A 19,117-nucleotide genomic window follows, 5' to 3' on the forward strand; every position below is an offset into this window, starting at 1 on the left:
ACTAACTCCTTCCTTTCCTCCCTAAGCTGCTGCCCGTGTTCGAGGATTTGCATGACTAACGATAGCGCGGAATCTGGTCTATACGGTACTGTACAATTGCAGGATTGCTGTAAACACGGGCTGTATAGTTCCCGGATTCCTGTTCAGTTGCGGGTTGGGCCCTACCGGCGTTTACGCAAAAAAAATCGCCCCTTGGATCAACGGGCAGCTGCCCATCCCTTCCAAGAAGCGATTGCGTATTGTGTTCCGTATAAACTGAACCGTTCTTCACGTGCTGCGGTCGATCGCCGACTTCAGGCGGTATTCCTTCGGCGTTGTCCCGTAACGGCGTTTGAACAGGCGGTAAAAATAACTTTCGTTGCCGAACCCGACCTTTTCCATAATCTCCGTCACGGTTAAGTCTTTCTGCTCCAGGTACTCTCTGGCGTAGGCCAGGCGCGAGGCGTTGATCTGGTCGACCACCGTAATTCCTTCCTGCGATTTGAACACCTGGCCCAGATACACCGAGCTCATCTTCAGCATGTCGGCGATCCGCTGCACATTGAGGTCCGGATCGGCATAATGCTTGTCGATAATTTCCTTTACCGTCTCGGCCAGCAGGCGGTTTTTGTCCTCGCGTCCGCTCCGCCGCTGCTCCGCGACCTCGCGCACAACCTCCAGCAGCACGGTTTCGATTTCGTCCAGCGTTTCTTTTTCGAGAATGCGCCGGTTGATGGCCTGCAGGTTGACGGATACGGGATTGACGTTATGATTGTTCATCTCCCCGAGCGTGTTGCTCAGAGTAACGGCCAAATGGAGCACGGCGGAGTACATATTTTCATAGCTGAAGCCGCCAAGCAATTCCCGCCAGCTACGGATTGCCTGCTCCGTCTTGGCCAGGTCTCCTCCCTTCACCCCCTCGATCAGCTGCCGTTCCAGCTCCTGCGGAATGCGCAGCGAATCGTTCCGTTCATTTTCCGCCAGAAGCTCGGGCTTAATCACCGCACCTTTCCCGTATATCATCCGGTAGTTGGCGTGGCGGACCGCTAGATTATAGTGCTGGGTAATGCAGCGGTAATCCGTAAAAATCTCGCTGAGCGTAACCGTAAACGTAATCCGGTAGTACCCCAGAATCGTCTGCTGCAGCTCCCGGAAGCTTTCTTCCAGCTTTGCGAGCGTTTCGGCTTCGCCGCCGGCGATAAAGACCAGATGGCCGCTTTTCATATCCGCGGCTTCGCAGGATCCTCCCTGGCGCAGCAGCTCCTGGCCGATGTTGGCGATGGCGAAATACAGCAGCGATTCCATGGCCGAGCCGGACCCCTTGGCGAGCTCCTGCAGGTCGTCAAGCTGCACCAGCGCCAGCTGGAGCGGAGACGGATAAGCAATATCAATGCCGTACTGTTCTTTAATCTGCAAAAAAGCCCCTTCATCCAGGCCGCCGCTGGACCCGATCAGGCTGCGGAGCTGATAGAGCTTGGCGATATTCGACTGCGACGCCCGCTCCAGCTCCAGCCCCTTAAGCTTGCTGAGCATCTCCGTGACATTGTCGGCAATCAGCGACAACTCATCCTTGCCCTGCGGCATGCCGCGCTCATCCTGCGGAACCAGCGTCAGCAGCTGGCCCACCGGCTTATACAGCCGCAGCGCGAAAAAGATGGACAGCAGGACCGCAAGCAGGGCGACCGACAGCGTGACCGCCACTTCCGTCCATTTCATCTGCCGGACGCTGCTGAGCACGACATTATAGTCCTGCATGCTGATGATCTGCCAATTGTTCAGCGCTTTGCTCAAGTAAGTAACCTTGTATTTCCGGTCCCCGTACGTGTAGTTGAAAGAATCCAGCGGCTTACCCGCGGAGGAGATCCGCGGAAGCAGATCGCGCTTGATGTCCAGCCCTTCGGGAAGCTTGCCGCTTGTTGAAATCAGCACTTCGCCGGCGCTGTCGGTTACGAACAGCACGTCATCCTTCCGTTCCGCCACCTGATTAAGCGCTTTCATATTGTCAAGCATCCATCCCGGCTTTACGGTCAGAATCAGCACATTGTCATTGATGGAGCCGAGCGCGTCACCGTCATAGACGAAAAAGGCAAACACGTCGATACCCTCGGCTTTGCCGTCAATGTCCAGGGGAAGCAGCTGCAGCTTTGGCAGGTCGGTCCGCGAGGACATGTACGCCTCCAGGGCGCTGTAAAAGACGTTGTTGTCGATTTCATGATTCAGCGACGAGAAAAAGCGGTGCTGGGCGCCGTTATAAAAGACGGCAGCATCCAAATACGGGGAAGAGGCGACCGTATGGTTCAGACGCTCAATCTTCAAAATGCTCTGCCTGTAATCGCCGCCGGATTTCAGCGGAATCATTTCCTCATCGTTGTACAGGGATACCGCCAAATCCTTTACGATACCGTTCATATTCTCGATATTGTAGTTGATCTGGGTCAGCAGCTTGCGGTCGGCCTCATTCTGCAGGCTGAGCACCTTGCCGCGGGCGCTTGAATTCACGACCAGCGAGGCGACGGCCAGAGTAGCGACAACAAGCATAAAGCTGAGCAAAATCCGCTGCAGATATTTGCGCGAGCGGATCGTCTGCAGTACATTCATGGGTCCTCTCTCCCTGCTCTTAGGTGACCTAACTATAATCCCGGCCTGTTTTCCTTGTCAATCCGCGTCATCGCCGGCCAGCTCCCCCGGTTCCGGCAAATCCAGCAGCATTTCAGGATCCGCGCCGAACAGCTCATTAAGGACAATCTGAGCCATGACCCGGTGGCCGGATAGATCCGGATGGATCCCGTCGCCGTAACGATAATCGGCATCCGCCGACCGTTCCCGCCGGATATGCTCGAGCAGGGGCGCATGCAGATCAATGACAGCGTCTGCCGGGCAGCCTCCGGACAACAGCCAGTTCCCATAACGCTGCAGTACCTGATCGTAATTTCTGTAAGGCGCCAGGTAGCTGAAATCGGCAGCGTTTGCCGCCTGCAGCGGGCCGTTAAAGGATGCGGAGTCAAACGGCGGAGGCGTCATCAATACAATTTTGGCCCCGGCCTCGCGAACCTGTTCGCTGAGCCGCCGCATTCCTTCCTGGTAGGCGGCGAAACGCATCTGCGAAAAAGGATGGTAGATCCCATCGTTCATGCCGTAGCATACGACGGCCACCTGCGGAGAGGCCGCGGCAAGCTCCTGCTCCAGCCGTTTAAGGACATTTGGCCGCGGAAACGGATGCTTCGCCTCGCTGAGGCCCGAAACCGTCTCACTGGGCACACCGCGCGCAAGCAGTTCTAAAGCCCATTCCGGGCGATGCTTCCGTAGCCATTCCTTCACCATTCCGATATACCGGCCGTCGGCCGTAATGCTGTCCCCCAGAAACAGTACCGTGGACTTCGCTGAATTATCCTTGAATTCTTTTTCAAATACGTTCAACATCCTGATCCCTCCTGACCTCGCAAAGATTCCCTGCGCGGCCGAAGCCCGCGGAAACCCGTATCCTAATGGTACCTCCACAGCGTCTTTTGCGCCTTGACGATCCCGACCTTCCTTAGCATAATAATGCCATGACAACCAAACTGTTTGCCCGGGATATCGGGCTCGAACCCGGCTTCACCTTCCGGATCCAGAAATGTCCGCTGACCCATGATTACTTTGTCCATAGCCATGATTTTTCCGAGCTTGTCGTCATCCTGTCGGGAAGCGCTGTGCACATCATTGAGGGGAGGGAATATCCGGTTCGCGCCGGCCAGGTTTTTCTGATTCACAGCAATGTCTCCCACGGCTATAAAAACGTGAACGGCATCGAATACGTGAACGTCATGTTCCAGCCCGAACAGCTGCTGCAGCAATCCGAGCTCCGGCTGCTGCCGGGCTTCCAGGCGCTTTTCTATATCGAGCCTTTCTACCGGAAAGAAATGTACTTCAAGGGCATGCTAACCCTGGAGCCCGGACAACTCCGCGAGGCCACGCGTCTCCTTGATGTGATTCTCGAAGAACATGACCGGCGGCCGGAGGGATACCGGCTGATGATCCGCAGCTATTTTACCGCACTCGTAGGCATGCTTTCGCGGTATTACCAGACCAGCAGCGGGCTGGAGGACAACAAGGCGCTGCGGATCGGCGAGACGGTGACCTATATCGAGGAGCATTTCCTGCAGCCGATGACCCTGCAATCCATGGCAGATATGGCTTATATGTCGACCCGCCAGTTTCTGCGGGTGTTTACCCGCAACTATCAGACCACCCCGATGGATTACGTCATCCGCAAGCGGCTGGACTATTCCTGCACGCTGCTGCGCAGCCCGGATCTCTCCATTTCCCAGGTGGCCATGGACAGCGGGTTCCACGACCAGAACTATTACTCCCGCCAGTTCCGCAAAGTATTTGGCTGCTCTCCGAGCGCATACCGCGAGAAGATGCAAAATTCCGGCGACATCTCCCCGCTCAGTCCTTGAGCTCTTCTGTACCGGCGGTTCCCCTCTGGCGCAACCGCCGCCGGTAAGCTCCGGGAGTTACGCCGAACCTGGCGCTGAAGAGGCGCGTCAAATAGTTGGGATCGTGAATCCCTACCCGTTCGGCAATTTCGGACATGCCCAGCACCGTACCGCCAAGCAGCTTTTTGGCTTCCTCCAGGCGGAGATGCAGCACGTACTGCAGCGGCGTCGTGCCGATATGCTGTTTCATGCATCTCGTAATATAATCCGCCTGAAAATGCAGCTCCTCCTCAAGTCCCGCCAGTTGAAAAGGTTGCCTCCAGTGGGCATCGAGATAAGCTGCCGCAGCCCGCGCCAACCGGACGGCCGGCTCCGGCTGCGGCAGCCGCGCGCATTCCGCCTGCAGCTGCGCCATCAGCCCAGCCAGCAGCACATGAAGCCGGAGTGCATTTTCCGTGTTCAGCCGGCTGTGAATTTCGTTCATTTCGCGCAAAATCGGCTCCAGCGCCTCTACATCGACCGGGGCAAATTTCGGCATATAGAGACGCTGCTGCGAAGGCGGCACTTCATCCTCCATCGTTCCTTTAATCAGCAGCGCCGGCCAAGAAATCTCCTCCTGCCGGATATGCGCCGGCTTCCCGTAATGGATAAAATGGACCCAGTAAATCTCCGTATTCTCCGAGCAAGCCTTATGCCCGACATGCGGCAGCCCCGCCTCCAGTACCAGCAGGTTCCCCGGACCAATCTCGTATTCTGTTCCTTGTTCAGTCATGTAGAGCGTTCCCCGCTTGACCAGCAGCAGATCATAGACACCAAAGGTACGGGCAAAATGCCGGTCTCCAGGCGACCAGATGGCATGACCTACCGTGACGAACTGCGGCAGCGGCGGGATGGCGAATTCCAGACACAACACCGTATCTCTCTCCCGTCAAAAGTCGATTTTGTGCTAGTTCAAGTCTATATTATCACTGGTCGCCCCGGCCGAAAAGAGGTACATTTGCTTGGAATCTGCTTTACAACTAACGATAAGGGGCTGTTTGCATGCGCTTTCGTCAGGTTCACCTTGACTTCCATACCTCTGAAGCCATTTCCGGCATCGGAGCGGAATTTTCCAGATCCCAGTTTCAATCCATGCTGCGCGCCGGGCATGTCGATTCGGTCACCGTATTCTCCAAATGCCATCACGGCTGGGCATACCATCCCAGTGAGGCCAATGAAATCCACCCACATCTCTCCTTTGACCTCCTGGGTGAAATGATCGCTGCGGCCCATGAAATCGGCGTCCGGACGCCGGTGTATTTGTCGGCCGGTCTGGACGAGAAGCTGGCGCGCCGCCATCCCGAGTGGCTGATCCGCGACGCGGAGGACCGTACGCGCTGGGTCAAAGACTTCATGACGCCCGGTTACCACGAGTTCTGCTTCAATACGCCTTATCTGGATATTTTACTGGCGCAAATCCACGAGGTCGTCTCTCTCTATGATGCGGACGGCATCTTTCTCGATATCGTCGGCATCCGCAAATGCCGCTGTCAATATTGCGTAGCGACGCTGCGGGCCGCCGGCCAGGATCCCCGCGATGACGCGGCTGTCCATGCTCTCGGCGAAAAGACTTTTCTGAACTATACACGCCGTGTGCGGGAGACGATCGACGCCGTAAAGCCCGGCTTGCCGGTCTATCATAACAACGGTCACCAGGCACGGGGCCGCCGCGACCTTGCCCATGTCAACACCCACCTTGAACTGGAGTCGCTTCCGACTGGCGGCTGGGGCTACGACCATTTCCCGTTGTCGGCACGTTACGCCCAGACACTGGGCATGGACTTCCTTGGCATGACCGGCAAGTTCCATACCTCCTGGGGGGAATTCGGCGGGTACAAACACCCGAACGCCCTGCGTTATGAGGCCGGCCTCAGCCTTGCCCACGGCGCCAAATGCTCGATCGGCGACCAGCTTCACCCCTCCGGCCAGATGGATGAAGCCACGTATGCCCTGATCGGTGCGGCTTATGCCGAGGTGGAGGCGAAGGAGCCTTGGTGCGACGGCGTTCAATCTGTCGCGGACATTGCCGTTCTATCCCTGGAGGCAGCCCGCGAGGCCTGTCCGGACAACCAGGAGCTGAAGGGCCGTAAAAATCTCGCCGATGCCGGCGCGGTGCGCATACTGAGCGAAGGGCATTACTTGTTCGACATCATCGATACATTAAGCGATTTTTCCGCCTATAAGGTGCTTATTCTCCCGGATGAGGTTCCGGTATGGCCTGAATTGGCCGCAGCTATCGAAGTCTTTACGGCAGGCGGCGGCAAACTGCTGGTCACCGGGCGCTCGGGATTAAATCTGGCCGGCGATGCTTTTGCGCTGAACATGGGCCTCTCTTGGATCGGAACAAACCCGTATCGTCCGTCCTATTTCCGGCCCTACTTCACGCCCGGCGCTCTGCAGCCCGCCTCTTACGTCATGTACAGCGAGGGCCAGCTTGTAGAGGCACAAGAAGGACAATCGCTGGGCCATGTGGAAAATCCTTATTTCAACCGCGATGTATTCACCTTCTGCTCGCATCAGCATACGCCTAGTGCCAGGGAGGATCATGGACCGGGAATGATCGAAACGGACAGCGGAATCTATATCGCCTGGGACGTATTCAGCGATTATGCCGAAGCGGGGCCTCTCATTTCGAAAGAAATGGTGCTCCACGCCTTATCCAGGCTGCTTCCCCAGCCGGCCCTGCGCGCTGGCCTGCCAGCCCGGGGAATTACAACCCTGCAATACCAGCAGACGGAGAATCGGTATGTGAACCATTTGCTTTATGCCGCTCCAGCCTTAAAAGGCCGCATCGAAGTCATCGAAGATCTCGTGCCGCTGCGGGACATTCCCGTCAGCCTGCGCCTTCCCGCCGACGCCGCCTCTGTCCGCCGCGTCTATTTGGCCCCATCCCTGACGGAGCTGCCATTCACGGCGGGTCAGGAGGGCGAGATCGCTTATGTTGTTCCATATTTGGAGAATCACCAGATGGCCGTGATTGAGCTGGAATAGGCAAAACAGGCTTACGATTGCTTAGGGGCAATTCGTAAGCCTGTTTTTTTTGGGGGATTATCCCGCTCCGAGCGCCGCTTCCCGCATTCCGCGGAATCGCCTGCCCAGCAGTTCGTACCCTTCTGCTCCGGGATGCAGGCCGTCCGTCAGAAAAGCCGCATCGTCCGGGCCGAACCAGTCGAGGCCGTCCTGGTAGTAAATATGGCGGTCCCCCCGCTCCCGCAGCAGCGCCACAGTCTCGCGGATGGCTTCGCGCATCATCGGCAGAGTGAAGCCCAGCAGGTTCGGTTCTGTTTCGCGGACGGTGCCGTAGATCGGAGAAATGACAAGCAGCGGGGTATCCCGATGCTTGTCGCGGATCGTCTCGAGCAGGCCAATCAGCTGCGGCTTGAACATTCGCGGGCTTAAGGTGGCTGCGCCGTAGATGTTCACGCCCGCGCAAATCGAGATGAAATCGGCCGGCAAATCGCGGATCAGCCGCCCGATCATCGGCTCCATATGGCAGTTGCCGGAGAAGCCGAGATTGGTCAACTGAAAGCCGCAGGCCGCGGCGGCAATGACCGGCCAGGCGCGCGAGGGGCTGGAAGCCGCGACGCACTGGGTAATGGAGCTGCCGTAAGTGATCCAGCGGGGACGGTCGTCCTGCAGCGGAACCCCGGCAGCTTCATCGTCGATCATCAGGCCGGTGACGGTCATTCCTATGCTTTGCGGCAGCCAGATCTCCAGCACCTTGATTCCGCCCGGAAGTCCGCTGAACAAGGCTTCCGTTGTTCCGGCGGGCAGGTTTGCCGTCTGAAACCATTCCTCCCCGGCCAAGCAATCCATGGCGGCGTCATCCGCAAGCGGCGCGAACGCGACCGCCACCGCCGTGGAATCCGTGCGCAGCTGCAGGCGGACGCCGGCGCAAATCTCCGCTTTGCCTTCGATTCCCTCAGGCGGATACAGTTCGTAATCCATGTATGGGATGCGCCACGGCTTGATTCCGCCCTCCCGGCGCTCCAGCGAAACGGCGCCGTGAAACCACTCCTCTGTCAAGGGAAGCTGCCTCACGGCATTTTCCCTTCTTGCTCGGCCGGCGTGAAATCCTCGCCCAGCCATACCTCCTGCTCCAGCAGCCGCCGCTGAAGCTCGGCAACGGAAATGCCGCGAGAGCCGGTACCGCTTTGCAGAGCCAGCGCAGCCGCCGTGCCCGAGGCCTGGCCCATGGAGAAGCAGTTCGGCATCACCCGCAGGGAACCTTGCACCGCACGGTCCGAGGATACGGAGCGGCCGGCCACCCACAGGTTATCGATGCCGAGAGGCAGCATAATCCGGTAAGGCACGCCATGCGAGACGCCCGGAGGCAAATGATTGAAGGTCATGTCGCTTTTGCTGTTGGCGAGATGAATATCGATGTAGTACGCATTGCGGGCAATATCATCGGGAAAAGAGCGTGCGGCAAGAAAATCGTCGACCGTCAGGATATAGTCCCCTTCGATTCGCCGGGTCTCCCGGATGCCAAGCTGCTCTCCACTCGCCACCATATGGGCATGCTCAAAGCCCGGCACATAGCGGCGGAAGAACTGCAGCTGCCGCTCCGCCGTGCGGCGTCCTTCAATTGCTCCCCTCGTTAAATCCTCGGCAAGGGTGCCGTCGACGCCGAACACGTGGCCGAAGTTGACGCCGACGAGATAATCGCTGATCCAGGCCAGGCCGGAAATGGACTTGCGGCCCTCCGGCAGCGCGCCGTCTGCGATCGCCTGCTCCACCGTTTTGTGCAGCTGGCCGGTATCCCCGCTGTCCTCCAGGAATCGGCGGAACCTCGGACGCTCTACATTCGCCAACAGATAACACATGCTACCGGGCTGCAGTTCGCCCGTTTCACCGCCCTTCTGGAAAGGAGCCCCAGCGAGCGCGGCGATATCCCCGTCGCCCGTACAATCGATAATATACCGGCAGGAAATGAAGGAGCGTCCTGTTTTATTGACTATAATTACGCCTCTTATCGTTTTGCGGTCTTCGGACAGAACTACATCATAGACAAAGGTATGATACAGCGGCGTCACGCCGCTCTCCAGAATTGCATCGTCATAAACCCGTTTGAGCACTTCGGGGTCGATCGGCACCCAATCTAGCACCTCCTGATACTCCTCCCGGTAACAGGGATCGCATGCCTGCTTCATCCGTTCCATCAGCTGAAGACCGAGGCCGCGGATTATCGGCTTTTGTTTATCTGTAAAGGGACAGAATGCCGGGACGAGTGCAACGGTACCCATGCCGCCAAGAAACCCTCTCTGTTCCACCAGCATGATTGTCGCTCCCCCGTTCGCCGCAGCGATCGCTGCGGCAATACCTGAAGCGCCGCCGCCAATCACCAGCACATCCACGTCCGCGGATACCGGTATGCTCGCGGACGGCAAATCAATATGTCCGTAATCCATAGAAACCTCCTTGATAGATATAGGCTGGATAAGCCGGAATGAAAAAACAAACTTGCTCCATCGTCACTGTGGGGAATGATTGGACTTCCGGCCGTTTACGCTCCGCCCGTTCCAAACTTCCCCCTCGATCCTTCCCGCTGCTCACTCCGTCTTATTCTCCAGGCACAGGTGCAACAGATCATCCACATGCGCGGTAGCGAGGCATTCGACGGTATCGGCGGCACCGTAATAGATTTTGACTTCCCCGGAATCCTCCAGAATCATGCCGCCCGGAAAAATAACGTCATTGCGGAAGCCGCCGCTGATCTCATATGCAGCCTCCGGCGCAAGCAGCGGCGCCGCCGCCCTGCCGATGATTCGGCTGGGATCGGCCAGATCCAGCAGCATCACGCCCGTGGTATAGCGTTTCTTCCAGCTGTCCTCCCAGCCGTTTTTTCCACGGCTGCGGTCGAGATCCACGGCATGGAACAGAGTCAGCCAGCCTTTGTCCGTTTTGACGGGCGGGGCGCCCGGACCCACCTTGTCGTTAGCATAAGCCACATCTTCCACCGCCAAGAGCAGCTTGGCATTGCCCCAGTATTTCAGATCAGGGGAATCGCTCATCCACATGTCGAAGCGGTCTTTGCCGCCCCGGCTGTATACGGGCATCGGGCGCTCCAGCCGCACATAATTGCCCCCGATTTTTTCCGGGAACAGGACCATGTTGCGGTTGTCCGGCAGCGATAGGCTCAGCACCTCGAAGGAGTGGAAGTCCTCCGTTACGGCGATGCCTCCGCGCAGGCCGTGATTCGTGTCGACGGCAAAACACATATAACATTGCTCGCCGATCACGGTGAGACGCGGATCATATACGCGGATGACTTCTTCATCATGCCAGGACCAGCACGGCTGCTGCTGCACCTCCCAATTTATTCCGTCATTGCTGAAAGCCAGACCGAGATTGGTTGTATGATGAGGAGCAACGATCCCCTTCCGGTCATCGCCGTAATCGTTCCGGAACACCATCACATATCTGCCTTTAAATTTGGCGACTCCGGCATTGAAAACCATCGCGGGACCGTAAGGCACATCACCAGGGGACAGGATCGGATTTGTGGAGTGCCGGGTGATTACCGTGCTGGAGAACAAAGGTCCTATAGTAATATCGCTCATATGCATAAAACTCCTTGTATTTGGAATCGGACTACCCTTTAACCGAGCCCGCCGTCACCTGGATAAACGTCTTGTTCGCCAGAATATAAGCGAGGAGCATCGGCAGAATCGACAGGCAGGCTCCCGCCATCATCAGATGGATCTGCATCGCCGCGGAAGACCCGTAGCGGAGATTCGCCAGTCCGACAGTCAGCGTTTGCAGCTTCGGATTGGTCATCGTGAACACCAGGGGCAGGATGTATTCATTCCATGCATGGCGAAAGGCGAACAATCCGGCTACGCCCAGCCCAGGAGTCAGGAGCGGGAGGATAATGCGAAAAAAGGTGCGGATGAACCCGGAGCCGTCCACCATCGCCGCTTCGTCCAGCTCGCGGGGAATTGCTTTGAAGAAGCCCTGGAGCATAAAAAACGTGCTGGAATGCGCGCTGATCAGAATGAGAATGACGCCCCACAATGAGGTGTTCAGATGCAGCGCCACCATCAGGTCAAACTGCGGACGCAGCACGATGGCACCGACGGAGATGAACATCATCGAGGCCTGCACTGCTACATACAGGGATTTACCGGGAAAGTCACGTCGGTCCACCACATAAGCTGCCATGGAGGCGACCAACAAAGTTCCTGCGGTAACCATGATGCTGACAAAAGCGCTGTTCCAGGTATAGCGTGCAAAATTGGCCTGCTTCCAGGCTTCCGCATAGTTGGCGAATTGCAGCTTGGCGGGCAGCAGGCTGCCGCCGGTCATCATTTCAGCCCCGGTCTTGAGTGAGCCGGATACCGTCATCAACAGAGGGAATAAGGTCAAGACCGCCGTTACGAGCAAAAACAACCACATAACCGTACGGGCCACGAGTTTGCCGGTATAGCCGGAAAGCGGACGGGCCGCTATTTTTCCTTGCTTGTTCGGCAATTGGGATAACACTTGTCCGTTCATTACCGGACCTCCTTTACGCCTACAGCCGTTAAGGCTACAGCTATTAATACACTTTGCTCATCTTTCGGCTCAGGAAGAAATACAGGCCTGTAATTGCACCGACGATGATCGCGCTCGCGAAGCCAACGGCACTGCCGTAACCAACCTGCTGCGAGACGGGCGAACCTGTGGATACCGGAAACAGCAGTTTGTACAGATAAAGGTACATGACCTCGGTTTTGCCGATCGGTCCCCCTTCCGTGATGACCATAATGCTCTCATAGCCTTTCAGGGAAGCGATAATTGCCAGCATAATGACCATCTGTGCAACCGGGGCCAACATCGGAAGGGTAATATTCCAAAACCGTCTTCCGGCGTTCGCGCCGTCGATGGCCGCGCTTTCGTACAAATCCTGCGGAATGCTCTGCAGTCCGGCCAGGAAGAGCAGCATATAGTTGCCAACCGCGCCCCACACCGCTACCAGAATCACCGTGAGCATCGCATGCTTCGGACCCAGCCAGTCGATCGGTTGCGACACCAGATGAAGCTTCATCAAAAGTGTGTTAACCATCCCGTTATAGGAATTGAAAATGGTATAAAAAACAACGGAGATGACCGCGGTGCTAATCACCGTCGGCAGAAAATAGATTCCCCGCAGCAGATTTCCTCCGCGAAGCCTGCCGTTCAGAATGACCGCCAGCAGCAAGGACAAAGGCAGCGTCAGCAACAGCTTGCCGCCGGCAAAGATAAAGGTGTTGCCGACCGATTCCCAGAACAAGCCGTCGCGCATGAGCCGGCGGAAATTGTCTAGTCCAACGAACAGTGCTTCTCCGTAGCCGGCATAGTCATAGAACATATAGCGCAGCATCCAGAACAAAGGATAGATGCCTAGGGAGGCCGTCAGGATGATGCTCGGGATCAGAAACAGAGAATTCTCCCCCAGCCGTTTCCATTTAAAACTCATGAATCGTTCCTCCTTCTGGAAAAGATAAGGGGCGTCCGCAAGAAGCGCGCGGCAGCCCCATTCTTGCCAGTTATTATTCGCCCTGCGGTTTGCTCGGATCAAAAGCAGGGTCCGGCGTTACGGTGACTTCGCCTTTTTCTGCCGCTTTGGACAATGCAGCGTTGTATCTGGCATTCAGATCCTCCGTGATCGCCTTCAGGTCGCCGCCCGAGATCATATACTTGAAGAATGCGTCCGCGTAGTTGGAACCTTCAGGCGTAACGTTTGGCGAAGCCGGCCAGAGCGAGTCGTGCTCGCCGACCAGGAAGCCCTCCATTCCTTTGATGTCCGGACTTTTGGCTTGTTCCACGATGCTTGGCACAATAGCGATCCCGAAGCCTTTTTCATGATAAGTCTTCAGCACCTCGTCGCCGTACATATACTGCATAAATTTCCAGGCCGCCTCCTGATGGGCCGATTTGGCGCTGATGCCAAGCCAGGTTCCGGCGGATACGATTTCGGAAGTTCCTTTGATCTGCCCGTCCAGCGTAGGGGCCAGTGCGCCCGCCCAATTGATTTCCGTCGGGAATTGATCCTTATACACGCCCGGCTCCGTCGAGAAGGAGAGGTACATGCCGATTTTGCCGGCCGCGAATTGGGCGCGAAGCGGGTCGATGTCCAGCGTTTCCGCGCCGGGGAGAAAGCTTCCGTCTTTATACATCTGTTTGAAATATTCAACGACCTGCGAGTACGGCGCGAAGTCGAATTGGCCTGTCTTCATGTCAAAGCCAAGTCCCTGATAGCCGCTCAAGGAGAGAATCTCACGGATGGAGCGGTCAAAGGCCGATTTCGGACTCTTGAAATTCAGCGCGAAGCCGTAGACGCCCTCCGATTTGCCGGTCTCGGTGATTTTTTTGGCGTCGTCGACCATTTCCTGCAGCGATGCCGGAGGATTCTCGATACCAGCCTTGGCAAAGAGATCCTTGTTGTAGACAAGGCGCAGCGTCAGGCCGGTATTGGCCAATGAGTACAGCTTGCCGTCAAAACGGTTGACATTGTCGAGCTCCAGGCTGCCGAATTTCGCTTTCATGTCATCGGTCAGATAACCGTCGATCGGGGCCAGATAGCCTTTTTTGACAAACTCGGCCGTATTGCCGCTCTTCAGGCGCAGCACATCCGGCGCCTGGTTGCTGGAGAATGCGATATCGACGCTTTGCGCGTAGTTCTCGGACATCACCGTCAGTTCCACTTGAATGTTGTCACTGTTGGTCTCATTGAACTTGTTGATCAATTCCTTGATATATTCCTGGTCATGACGGTCGTCGGTCCAATATTTAAGCTGTATTGCCTCGCCTGCGGCCGTATTGCCGCCAGTTTCTGCCGTAGGAGCTGCCGTACCGCCGCCCGAAGCTTCCGTCGCTGCGCTTCCGCTGTTGTTATTGTTGCTGCCGCATCCGGCGATTCCTGCGGCCAGCATGATGCTCAGGCCGAGACCCAACCATTTTTTTTGCATACCTTCTACCCCTTTGATTGACGTTTGTAATTGTGAGCTCGTTTTTATTATAGGCTCCCGCCTCCGGAAAAGGAGTGCGGCAGACTGACTCTCCAGGGACAGAATTCTATCGTCTCTGCTCAGGCGCCTCTCCCTCCGGCCGGTCCGGATGATAGCCTGCCCTGAACTCAGATGGCGTCTGGCCGGTGACCTTCTTGAACATTTCGCTGAAATACCGGCGTTCCTCATAGCCGACCGCGGAAGCCACCTCCTGCACCGGCGCCCCTTCGACGAGCAGCTGCTTTGCTTTCTGGATGCGTTCCGAGGTCGTAAACTGTGTGACCGTCATCCCGGTGACCCGCTTGAACAGACTGGAAAAGTAGCTGGCGCTGAGATGGACATGCGCGGCGCATTGCCCCACGGTTATTTCCTCCGATAGCCGGCTCATGATATAGTCGATGGCTTCATAAATCACCTTCTGTCCTTCGGACAGACTGTTCCGGTGCACCATTCCGGCTCCCTCCTTGCAAAGGGCAAGCAGCTGGCGTTGCAGGGAAGCAAGCGGCATCCCCGATGGTCCTTGCGCTGCCTTGAATCTCTGGATTAGTGGTTGTATATCCGGATACGGGACAAGCTCATAGAAGGTACGGATCGCGGAGGCGGCCAACTCATCGTATAAACTGAGCAGGTAATCCGGATTTTGCCGTGAGACCAGGCTTTGCAGCGTCTCCGAAATTGCAGATAAGATCGACTCCGTTCGGCTGACATTCCCGGACCGTAGTGCGAGCAGCAGCTCATCCTTATATTCCAGCGCCAGTGGCTCCTGGGTTCCGCTCTGGTGAATATCGTTGTAGACAATGGCGGCGTTGCCTTCGGTAAACAGGTGATGGGCAAGCGCCAAGTGAGCCTGGCGGTACGAATCCGGCAGTTCGCTGATCTCCGTCACTCTGCCCCCAACCCCAACCGAAACTGTGAATTTGGTATACTGCTCGATATTCCGGCAGCACTGCTCGGCAATTTCAATCGGGCTGAACGCTTCCGTATCGTTCATAACGGCCAGATACCGGTCATGGCGAGCGCGGAAAACTACGCTCCGTGTTCGTCCGGCCAGGGTCTCCTGCATAATGTTCAGAAGCGAAAAACGGATCAGCTCCATCTCCCGGATGGACAGCTCGGCAACCCGCTCCCGGAAACGGTCAATTTCAATCAGCATTACGATGAAGCCGCGCGGCTCCAGCTCAATATTCAGAAAAGCCCATCGTCCCGCAGCCTCTTCCCATGTTGTGCGATGGCTTACAAGCAGCGCGAAGTATTCCTGCCGTAGCACGGGCATGCTCTCGCGGAGCTTGATCTCCATATCTCTCAGGCTTAAGCGCTTGGACCGTTCTTCCATAATCTCCGCCTTCGCCCGCAGTGCCGCCGACAGGATATCCTCCTCCGAAAAAGGCTTTACCACAAAATCAAACGCACCCAGCTGAACTGCCTGTTGCGCATATTCGAAATCTGCATAGCCACTGATAAGGATTACCTTGCAGGTACGGTGTTCCTCCAAAACAGCGCGCAGCATGCTTAGTCCGTCCATTCTCGGCATACGGATATCGGTAATGACCAAATCCGGCCGTAGTTCATAAATGAGCCTAAGCCCCCCTTCCCCATTGTTGGATACGCCTGCAACCCGAATCCCCTGTTTCTCCCAGTTCATCGCTGTCAGCCCGTCCACGACGCTTTTGATATCGTCAATTATGCAGAGACTGACCGCCTCCGCTTCATAGTGGCTCATTCGAATGCTCCCCCTTCTTAGGCAAAAATAGAATTACTTCCGTTCCGCGACCTAGCGCGCTGTTCACTTGAAACCCCACGCGGTCCCCGTAATAAAGCTGGAGCCTCCGGATCAGATTGGATACGGCGTATCCTTTCTCCGGCTCCTTCCCAAAGAGCGCGCACACCTGATTCTCATCCATGCCGCTCCCGTTATCGCGCACGGTAATCGTCCAGTGCTCCGCATCCCCGGCAATCTCGATTTGAATGCGCCCGCCGTTCATCCAATCGCGGAAACCGTGTAAAATGCTGTTTTCTACCAGCGGCTGCAGAATGATGCGCGGAATCGAAAGCGCCGGCAGATCCGTCCCGCAAACTTCAATCTCAAAGTCAAACAATCCTTCATAACAGTAGGACTGCAGCTCCAGATACTGACGGACATGCTCCAGTTCTTTCGATAATGTCGTAATCTCCTGCCCCTTGTTAAGTCCGAGCTGAAACAGGCGGGAGAGCGCCATAACCATTTTTTGCGAAGGCTCGACTTGTTTCATATTCAGCTTCCAGTAAATCGTGTTCAGAGTGTTGTACAGAAAATGCGGGTCCATCTGAGCCGACAGCGCCTTGATCTCCGTAGCCCGCTTATGCGATTGCGCCTCCGTAACCTCTTCGATCAACACTACGATCTGCTCCAGCATCCGGTTAAACCGGAAGCCCACCTGTCCCAGCTCATCACCACTGTTGCTTTCAAAACGGGCCGACAGGTCATTGTTCTCCACCCGCTTCATCACCTTCAGCAGTCCTTGCAGCGGCTTCAGCAGATAGCGCGTAAGCGCTCCGGAAATCAGCGTCGTCACGGCAAAAGCGGTCAGGGCAATCCCGGCGATCAGCCATTTTACATACACCATGTCCTTCAGGACAACTGCCTGTGACCGGATGGTAGTAATCGTCCATTCCGCAATGCCAAGGTGGGCGTAATTAAGCAAATAAAGCTGATCATTCAACTCAAAGGATTGATTGCCCTCCGAACGCAGCATCATGCTACTCAGATTTCCCGCCTCCACTGCCTGCCGGGCCAGCGGGTCCTTCACCGGATAGACCGGAGCGCCTTCCGAGTTCAGCAGAAAACTGGATGCTCCTACTCCGGTGTCACCCTGCACCAGCTTCCGGAAGCCATCTTCGCGAATATTCACTACGATATAGACTCCGCTGACGGGTGTGTCAAAGATCGGTTCCAGAATTAACGAGATGACCCGGTCCCCTCCGGAAAAAAGCATATCCTTATGCCCTTCCACCCAGATGTTTTTTTTCTCCCGTTCAATGCGGTCATATAAAAAGGTATCCTCGAACGCGGTGTTGCGGTTGCGGTTCATGGACGAAGGATAGAACTCGCCGATCGGCGTCGTCACATAAATGGATTGAATCAGCGGCTCGGCAATCCGCGCCTGAGAGAAAACGTTATCAAGATTATTCAAGTGCATGTAATATCTGCTGGTATCCCCTGCGGCAGCATCCTTCAGCATGTCATGGAAAGGCTGGCTGATCATAAACGTCATCATAATCAGCATCAGCTTGTTCAGCTTCTCATCCACGATTTGAGCGGATCGGGCCACCGTGTCTTGCGTAAGCTTCAGTGCGTTTTTTTCTAGCGTAGCTGCCGAGATATAATAGGATAATCCCCCGGTCATCAGCACCGAGAGCACGATGACTACCAGAAAAGCGATCTTGAGTTTATTGCGGAACGATTGCCTAAGAAGATAATCCACCGTTTTTCACGCCTTCCATTAAAAATCTTTGCCCTTTCATTATGGCTTCCGTACTCCGATTCGACAATAAGTACGGCTTAGGACAGTGAAATAACCGTATCCCGACCGTCGGTTTACCGTATGTCGTCATTTCGTTCGTTCCAAACGCAAAAAGGCTTATGAATTTGCGTCATTCGCAAATTCATAAGCCTTTTATCAAATACCGGCGAGAGGACTCGAACCTCCACGGTTTCCCACTCGATTTTGAGTCGAGCGCGTCTGCCATTCCGCCACGCCGGCATGATGTAATTATTACTCCAAAAACAATAATAGCCCTGATCAAGGGCAATTTGTCATTCAAAGATTGTAATAATGGCGCGCCCTGAGAGATTCGAACTCCCGACCTTTTGATTCGTAGTCAAACGCTCTATCCAGCTGAGCTAAGGGCGCAAAATATGGAGCGGACGACGGGAATCGAACCCGCGACCCTCGCCTTGGCAAGGCGATGCTCTACCGCTGAGCCACGTCCGCACACGGTATGTATTTCTTAAATCTCCGAAGCAATTGTATAATGGCGGAACCGACGGGATTCGAACCCGCGATCTCCTGCGTGACAGGCAGGCATGTTAGGCCTCTACACCACGGTTCCACATTTGAAAAATGTTATTGGGCCCCCCGGAAAGTATTCGGACTATGCTACAAAGCATATCTTCACTTTTTGGAGATTAATTGCGGGGGCAGGATTTGAACCTGCGGCCTTCGGGTTATGAGCCCGACGAGCTACCGAGCTGCTCCACCCCGCGTCGTTTAATACCAATTCAGCTTCCAGAAGAAGCAACTCAATGAGTATACCATGTTTTACTCAAATAAGCAAGTATTCCATATGATTTATTATTTATCTACCTCAATAGCTCAGCTGAGGCAAATCAATCAAAAAGCCATTGCTGAGTGAACAGCAATGGCTCTTCGTGCTTGGCAACGTCCTACTCTCCCAGGACCCTGCGGTCCAAGTACCATCGGCGCTGGAGGGCTTAACGGTCGTGTTCGGGATGGGTACGCGTGGAACCCCTCCGCCATTGTTACCAAACGGATATTCAATTCAGGCTTGATCGCCTGAAAACTGGATCGAAACGAAACTTGCGTCATAGATGTTTTGGATAAGCCCTCGACCGATTAGTATTGGTCAGCTCCATGCATTGCTGCACTTCCACCTCCAACCTATCTACCTCGTCGTCTTCAAGGGGTCTTACTAATTGGGAAATCTCATCTT

General features: G+C 55.7%; 13 protein-coding genes, 5 tRNA genes and 2 rRNA genes. 2 read left to right on the forward strand and 18 right to left on the reverse strand.

Translation table 11 applies throughout. From position 1 onward, the window contains the following. Nucleotides 1–267: 267 nt before the first annotated feature. A complete protein-coding gene (locus tag BMW84_RS11225; RefSeq protein WP_091067794.1) occupies nucleotides 268–2,577 on the reverse strand; it encodes a helix-turn-helix domain-containing protein in 2,310 nt (769 codons plus the stop codon). Between the two features lie 57 nt (nucleotides 2,578–2,634). Next, nucleotides 2,635–3,399, reverse strand: a complete 765-nt coding sequence (locus tag BMW84_RS11230) for an SGNH/GDSL hydrolase family protein (protein ID WP_091067796.1) — start codon at nucleotides 3,397–3,399, stop codon at nucleotides 2,635–2,637. A gap of 128 nt (nucleotides 3,400–3,527) precedes the next feature. Here BMW84_RS11230 and BMW84_RS11235 point away from each other — a divergent pair, with 128 nt between their 5' ends. Next, entirely contained in the window at nucleotides 3,528–4,418 is an 891-nt protein-coding gene (locus BMW84_RS11235; protein ID WP_091067798.1) for a helix-turn-helix domain-containing protein, read from the forward strand. Here the strand turns inward: BMW84_RS11235 and BMW84_RS11240 are convergent. Continuing rightward, on the reverse strand, nucleotides 4,408–5,310 hold the full coding sequence (locus BMW84_RS11240) for an AraC family transcriptional regulator (RefSeq protein ID WP_091067801.1): 903 nt from the start codon (nucleotides 5,308–5,310) through the stop codon (nucleotides 4,408–4,410). The two genes, BMW84_RS11235 and BMW84_RS11240, sit on opposite strands and share 11 nt — an antisense overlap. A 128-nt stretch (nucleotides 5,311–5,438) precedes the next feature. Between BMW84_RS11240 and BMW84_RS11245 the strand changes: the two genes are divergently transcribed. Next, the gene (locus BMW84_RS11245; protein WP_091067803.1) at nucleotides 5,439–7,427 is read left to right on the forward strand and encodes an alpha-amylase family protein; all 1,989 of its coding nucleotides are present in this window, start codon (nucleotides 5,439–5,441) and stop codon (nucleotides 7,425–7,427) included. A gap of 57 nt (nucleotides 7,428–7,484) precedes the next feature. On the opposite strand, the gene BMW84_RS11250 is transcribed toward BMW84_RS11245, so the two are convergent. The 15 genes from BMW84_RS11250 to BMW84_RS11320 all read right to left on the reverse strand — a co-directional run. After that, entirely contained in the window at nucleotides 7,485–8,462 is a 978-nt protein-coding gene (locus tag BMW84_RS11250; RefSeq protein ID WP_254772923.1) for an SGNH/GDSL hydrolase family protein, read from the reverse strand. Nucleotides 8,463–8,473: 11 nt separating this feature from the next. Then, nucleotides 8,474–9,847 (reverse strand): FAD-dependent oxidoreductase, encoded by a 1,374-nt coding sequence (locus BMW84_RS11255; RefSeq protein WP_091067807.1) that lies wholly within the window; start codon nucleotides 9,845–9,847, stop codon nucleotides 8,474–8,476. 141 nt (nucleotides 9,848–9,988) lie between these two features. Then, the gene (locus BMW84_RS11260) at nucleotides 9,989–10,999 is read right to left on the reverse strand and encodes a glycoside hydrolase family 130 protein (protein WP_091067810.1); all 1,011 of its coding nucleotides are present in this window, start codon (nucleotides 10,997–10,999) and stop codon (nucleotides 9,989–9,991) included. 31 nt (nucleotides 11,000–11,030) lie between these two features. Continuing rightward, nucleotides 11,031–11,933, reverse strand: coding sequence for a carbohydrate ABC transporter permease (locus tag BMW84_RS11265; protein ID WP_091067812.1), 903 nt, complete (start codon nucleotides 11,931–11,933; stop codon nucleotides 11,031–11,033). Between the two features lie 43 nt (nucleotides 11,934–11,976). Next, entirely contained in the window at nucleotides 11,977–12,876 is a 900-nt protein-coding gene (locus tag BMW84_RS11270; protein WP_091067814.1) for a carbohydrate ABC transporter permease, read from the reverse strand. Between the two features lie 73 nt (nucleotides 12,877–12,949). Then, nucleotides 12,950–14,368, reverse strand: a complete 1,419-nt coding sequence (locus BMW84_RS11275; protein ID WP_091067817.1) for an ABC transporter substrate-binding protein — start codon at nucleotides 14,366–14,368, stop codon at nucleotides 12,950–12,952. 106 nt (nucleotides 14,369–14,474) lie between these two features. Next, nucleotides 14,475–16,127 (reverse strand): response regulator, encoded by a 1,653-nt coding sequence (locus tag BMW84_RS11280; protein WP_091067820.1) that lies wholly within the window; start codon nucleotides 16,125–16,127, stop codon nucleotides 14,475–14,477. Further along, nucleotides 16,114–17,868 carry a sensor histidine kinase gene (locus BMW84_RS11285; protein WP_091067824.1) on the reverse strand — a complete coding sequence of 585 codons (1,755 nt, stop codon included), beginning with the start codon at nucleotides 17,866–17,868 and terminating at the stop codon, nucleotides 16,114–16,116. Before BMW84_RS11285 ends, BMW84_RS11280 begins: the two co-directional genes overlap by 14 nt. A 200-nt stretch (nucleotides 17,869–18,068) precedes the next feature. Continuing rightward, nucleotides 18,069–18,147 (reverse strand) — tRNA-Leu (locus BMW84_RS11290). Between the two features lie 73 nt (nucleotides 18,148–18,220). Then, nucleotides 18,221–18,297: transfer RNA gene (locus BMW84_RS11295), tRNA-Arg, on the reverse strand. A gap of 6 nt (nucleotides 18,298–18,303) precedes the next feature. Further along, nucleotides 18,304–18,378: transfer RNA gene (locus BMW84_RS11300), tRNA-Gly, on the reverse strand. A gap of 41 nt (nucleotides 18,379–18,419) precedes the next feature. Further along, nucleotides 18,420–18,496 (reverse strand) — tRNA-Asp (locus BMW84_RS11305). An 80-nt stretch (nucleotides 18,497–18,576) separates the two neighbouring features. After that, a tRNA-Met gene (locus BMW84_RS11310) sits at nucleotides 18,577–18,650 on the reverse strand. A gap of 167 nt (nucleotides 18,651–18,817) precedes the next feature. After that, nucleotides 18,818–18,934: ribosomal RNA gene (gene rrf / locus BMW84_RS11315) — 5S ribosomal RNA — on the reverse strand. Between the two features lie 66 nt (nucleotides 18,935–19,000). Continuing rightward, nucleotides 19,001–19,117 (reverse strand): 23S ribosomal RNA (locus BMW84_RS11320); the annotation flags it as partial.

Origin of the sequence: Paenibacillus sp. NFR01 (genome assembly GCF_900111565.1) — a bacterium.
Lineage (GTDB): Bacteria > Bacillota > Bacilli > Paenibacillales > Paenibacillaceae > Paenibacillus_AQ.

Excerpts from the sequence above, each read along its gene's own strand:
- BMW84_RS11245 (WP_091067803.1), top strand. The coding sequence starts at position 5,439 with ATGCGCTTTCGTCAGGTTCACCTTGACTTCCATACCTCTGAAGCCATT.
- BMW84_RS11255 (WP_091067807.1), bottom strand. The coding sequence starts at position 9,847 with ATGGATTACGGACATATTGATTTGCCGTCCGCGAGCATACCGGTATCC.
- BMW84_RS11280 (WP_091067820.1), bottom strand. The coding sequence starts at position 16,127 with ATGAGCCACTATGAAGCGGAGGCGGTCAGTCTCTGCATAATTGACGAT.
- BMW84_RS11235 (WP_091067798.1), top strand. The coding sequence starts at position 3,528 with ATGACAACCAAACTGTTTGCCCGGGATATCGGGCTCGAACCCGGCTTC.
- BMW84_RS11265 (WP_091067812.1), bottom strand. The coding sequence starts at position 11,933 with ATGAACGGACAAGTGTTATCCCAATTGCCGAACAAGCAAGGAAAAATA.
- BMW84_RS11275 (WP_091067817.1), bottom strand. The coding sequence starts at position 14,368 with ATGCAAAAAAAATGGTTGGGTCTCGGCCTGAGCATCATGCTGGCCGCA.
- BMW84_RS11270 (WP_091067814.1), bottom strand. The coding sequence starts at position 12,876 with ATGAGTTTTAAATGGAAACGGCTGGGGGAGAATTCTCTGTTTCTGATC.
- BMW84_RS11225 (WP_091067794.1), bottom strand. The coding sequence starts at position 2,577 with ATGAATGTACTGCAGACGATCCGCTCGCGCAAATATCTGCAGCGGATT.
- BMW84_RS11260 (WP_091067810.1), bottom strand. The coding sequence starts at position 10,999 with ATGAGCGATATTACTATAGGACCTTTGTTCTCCAGCACGGTAATCACC.
- BMW84_RS11230 (WP_091067796.1), bottom strand. The coding sequence starts at position 3,399 with ATGTTGAACGTATTTGAAAAAGAATTCAAGGATAATTCAGCGAAGTCC.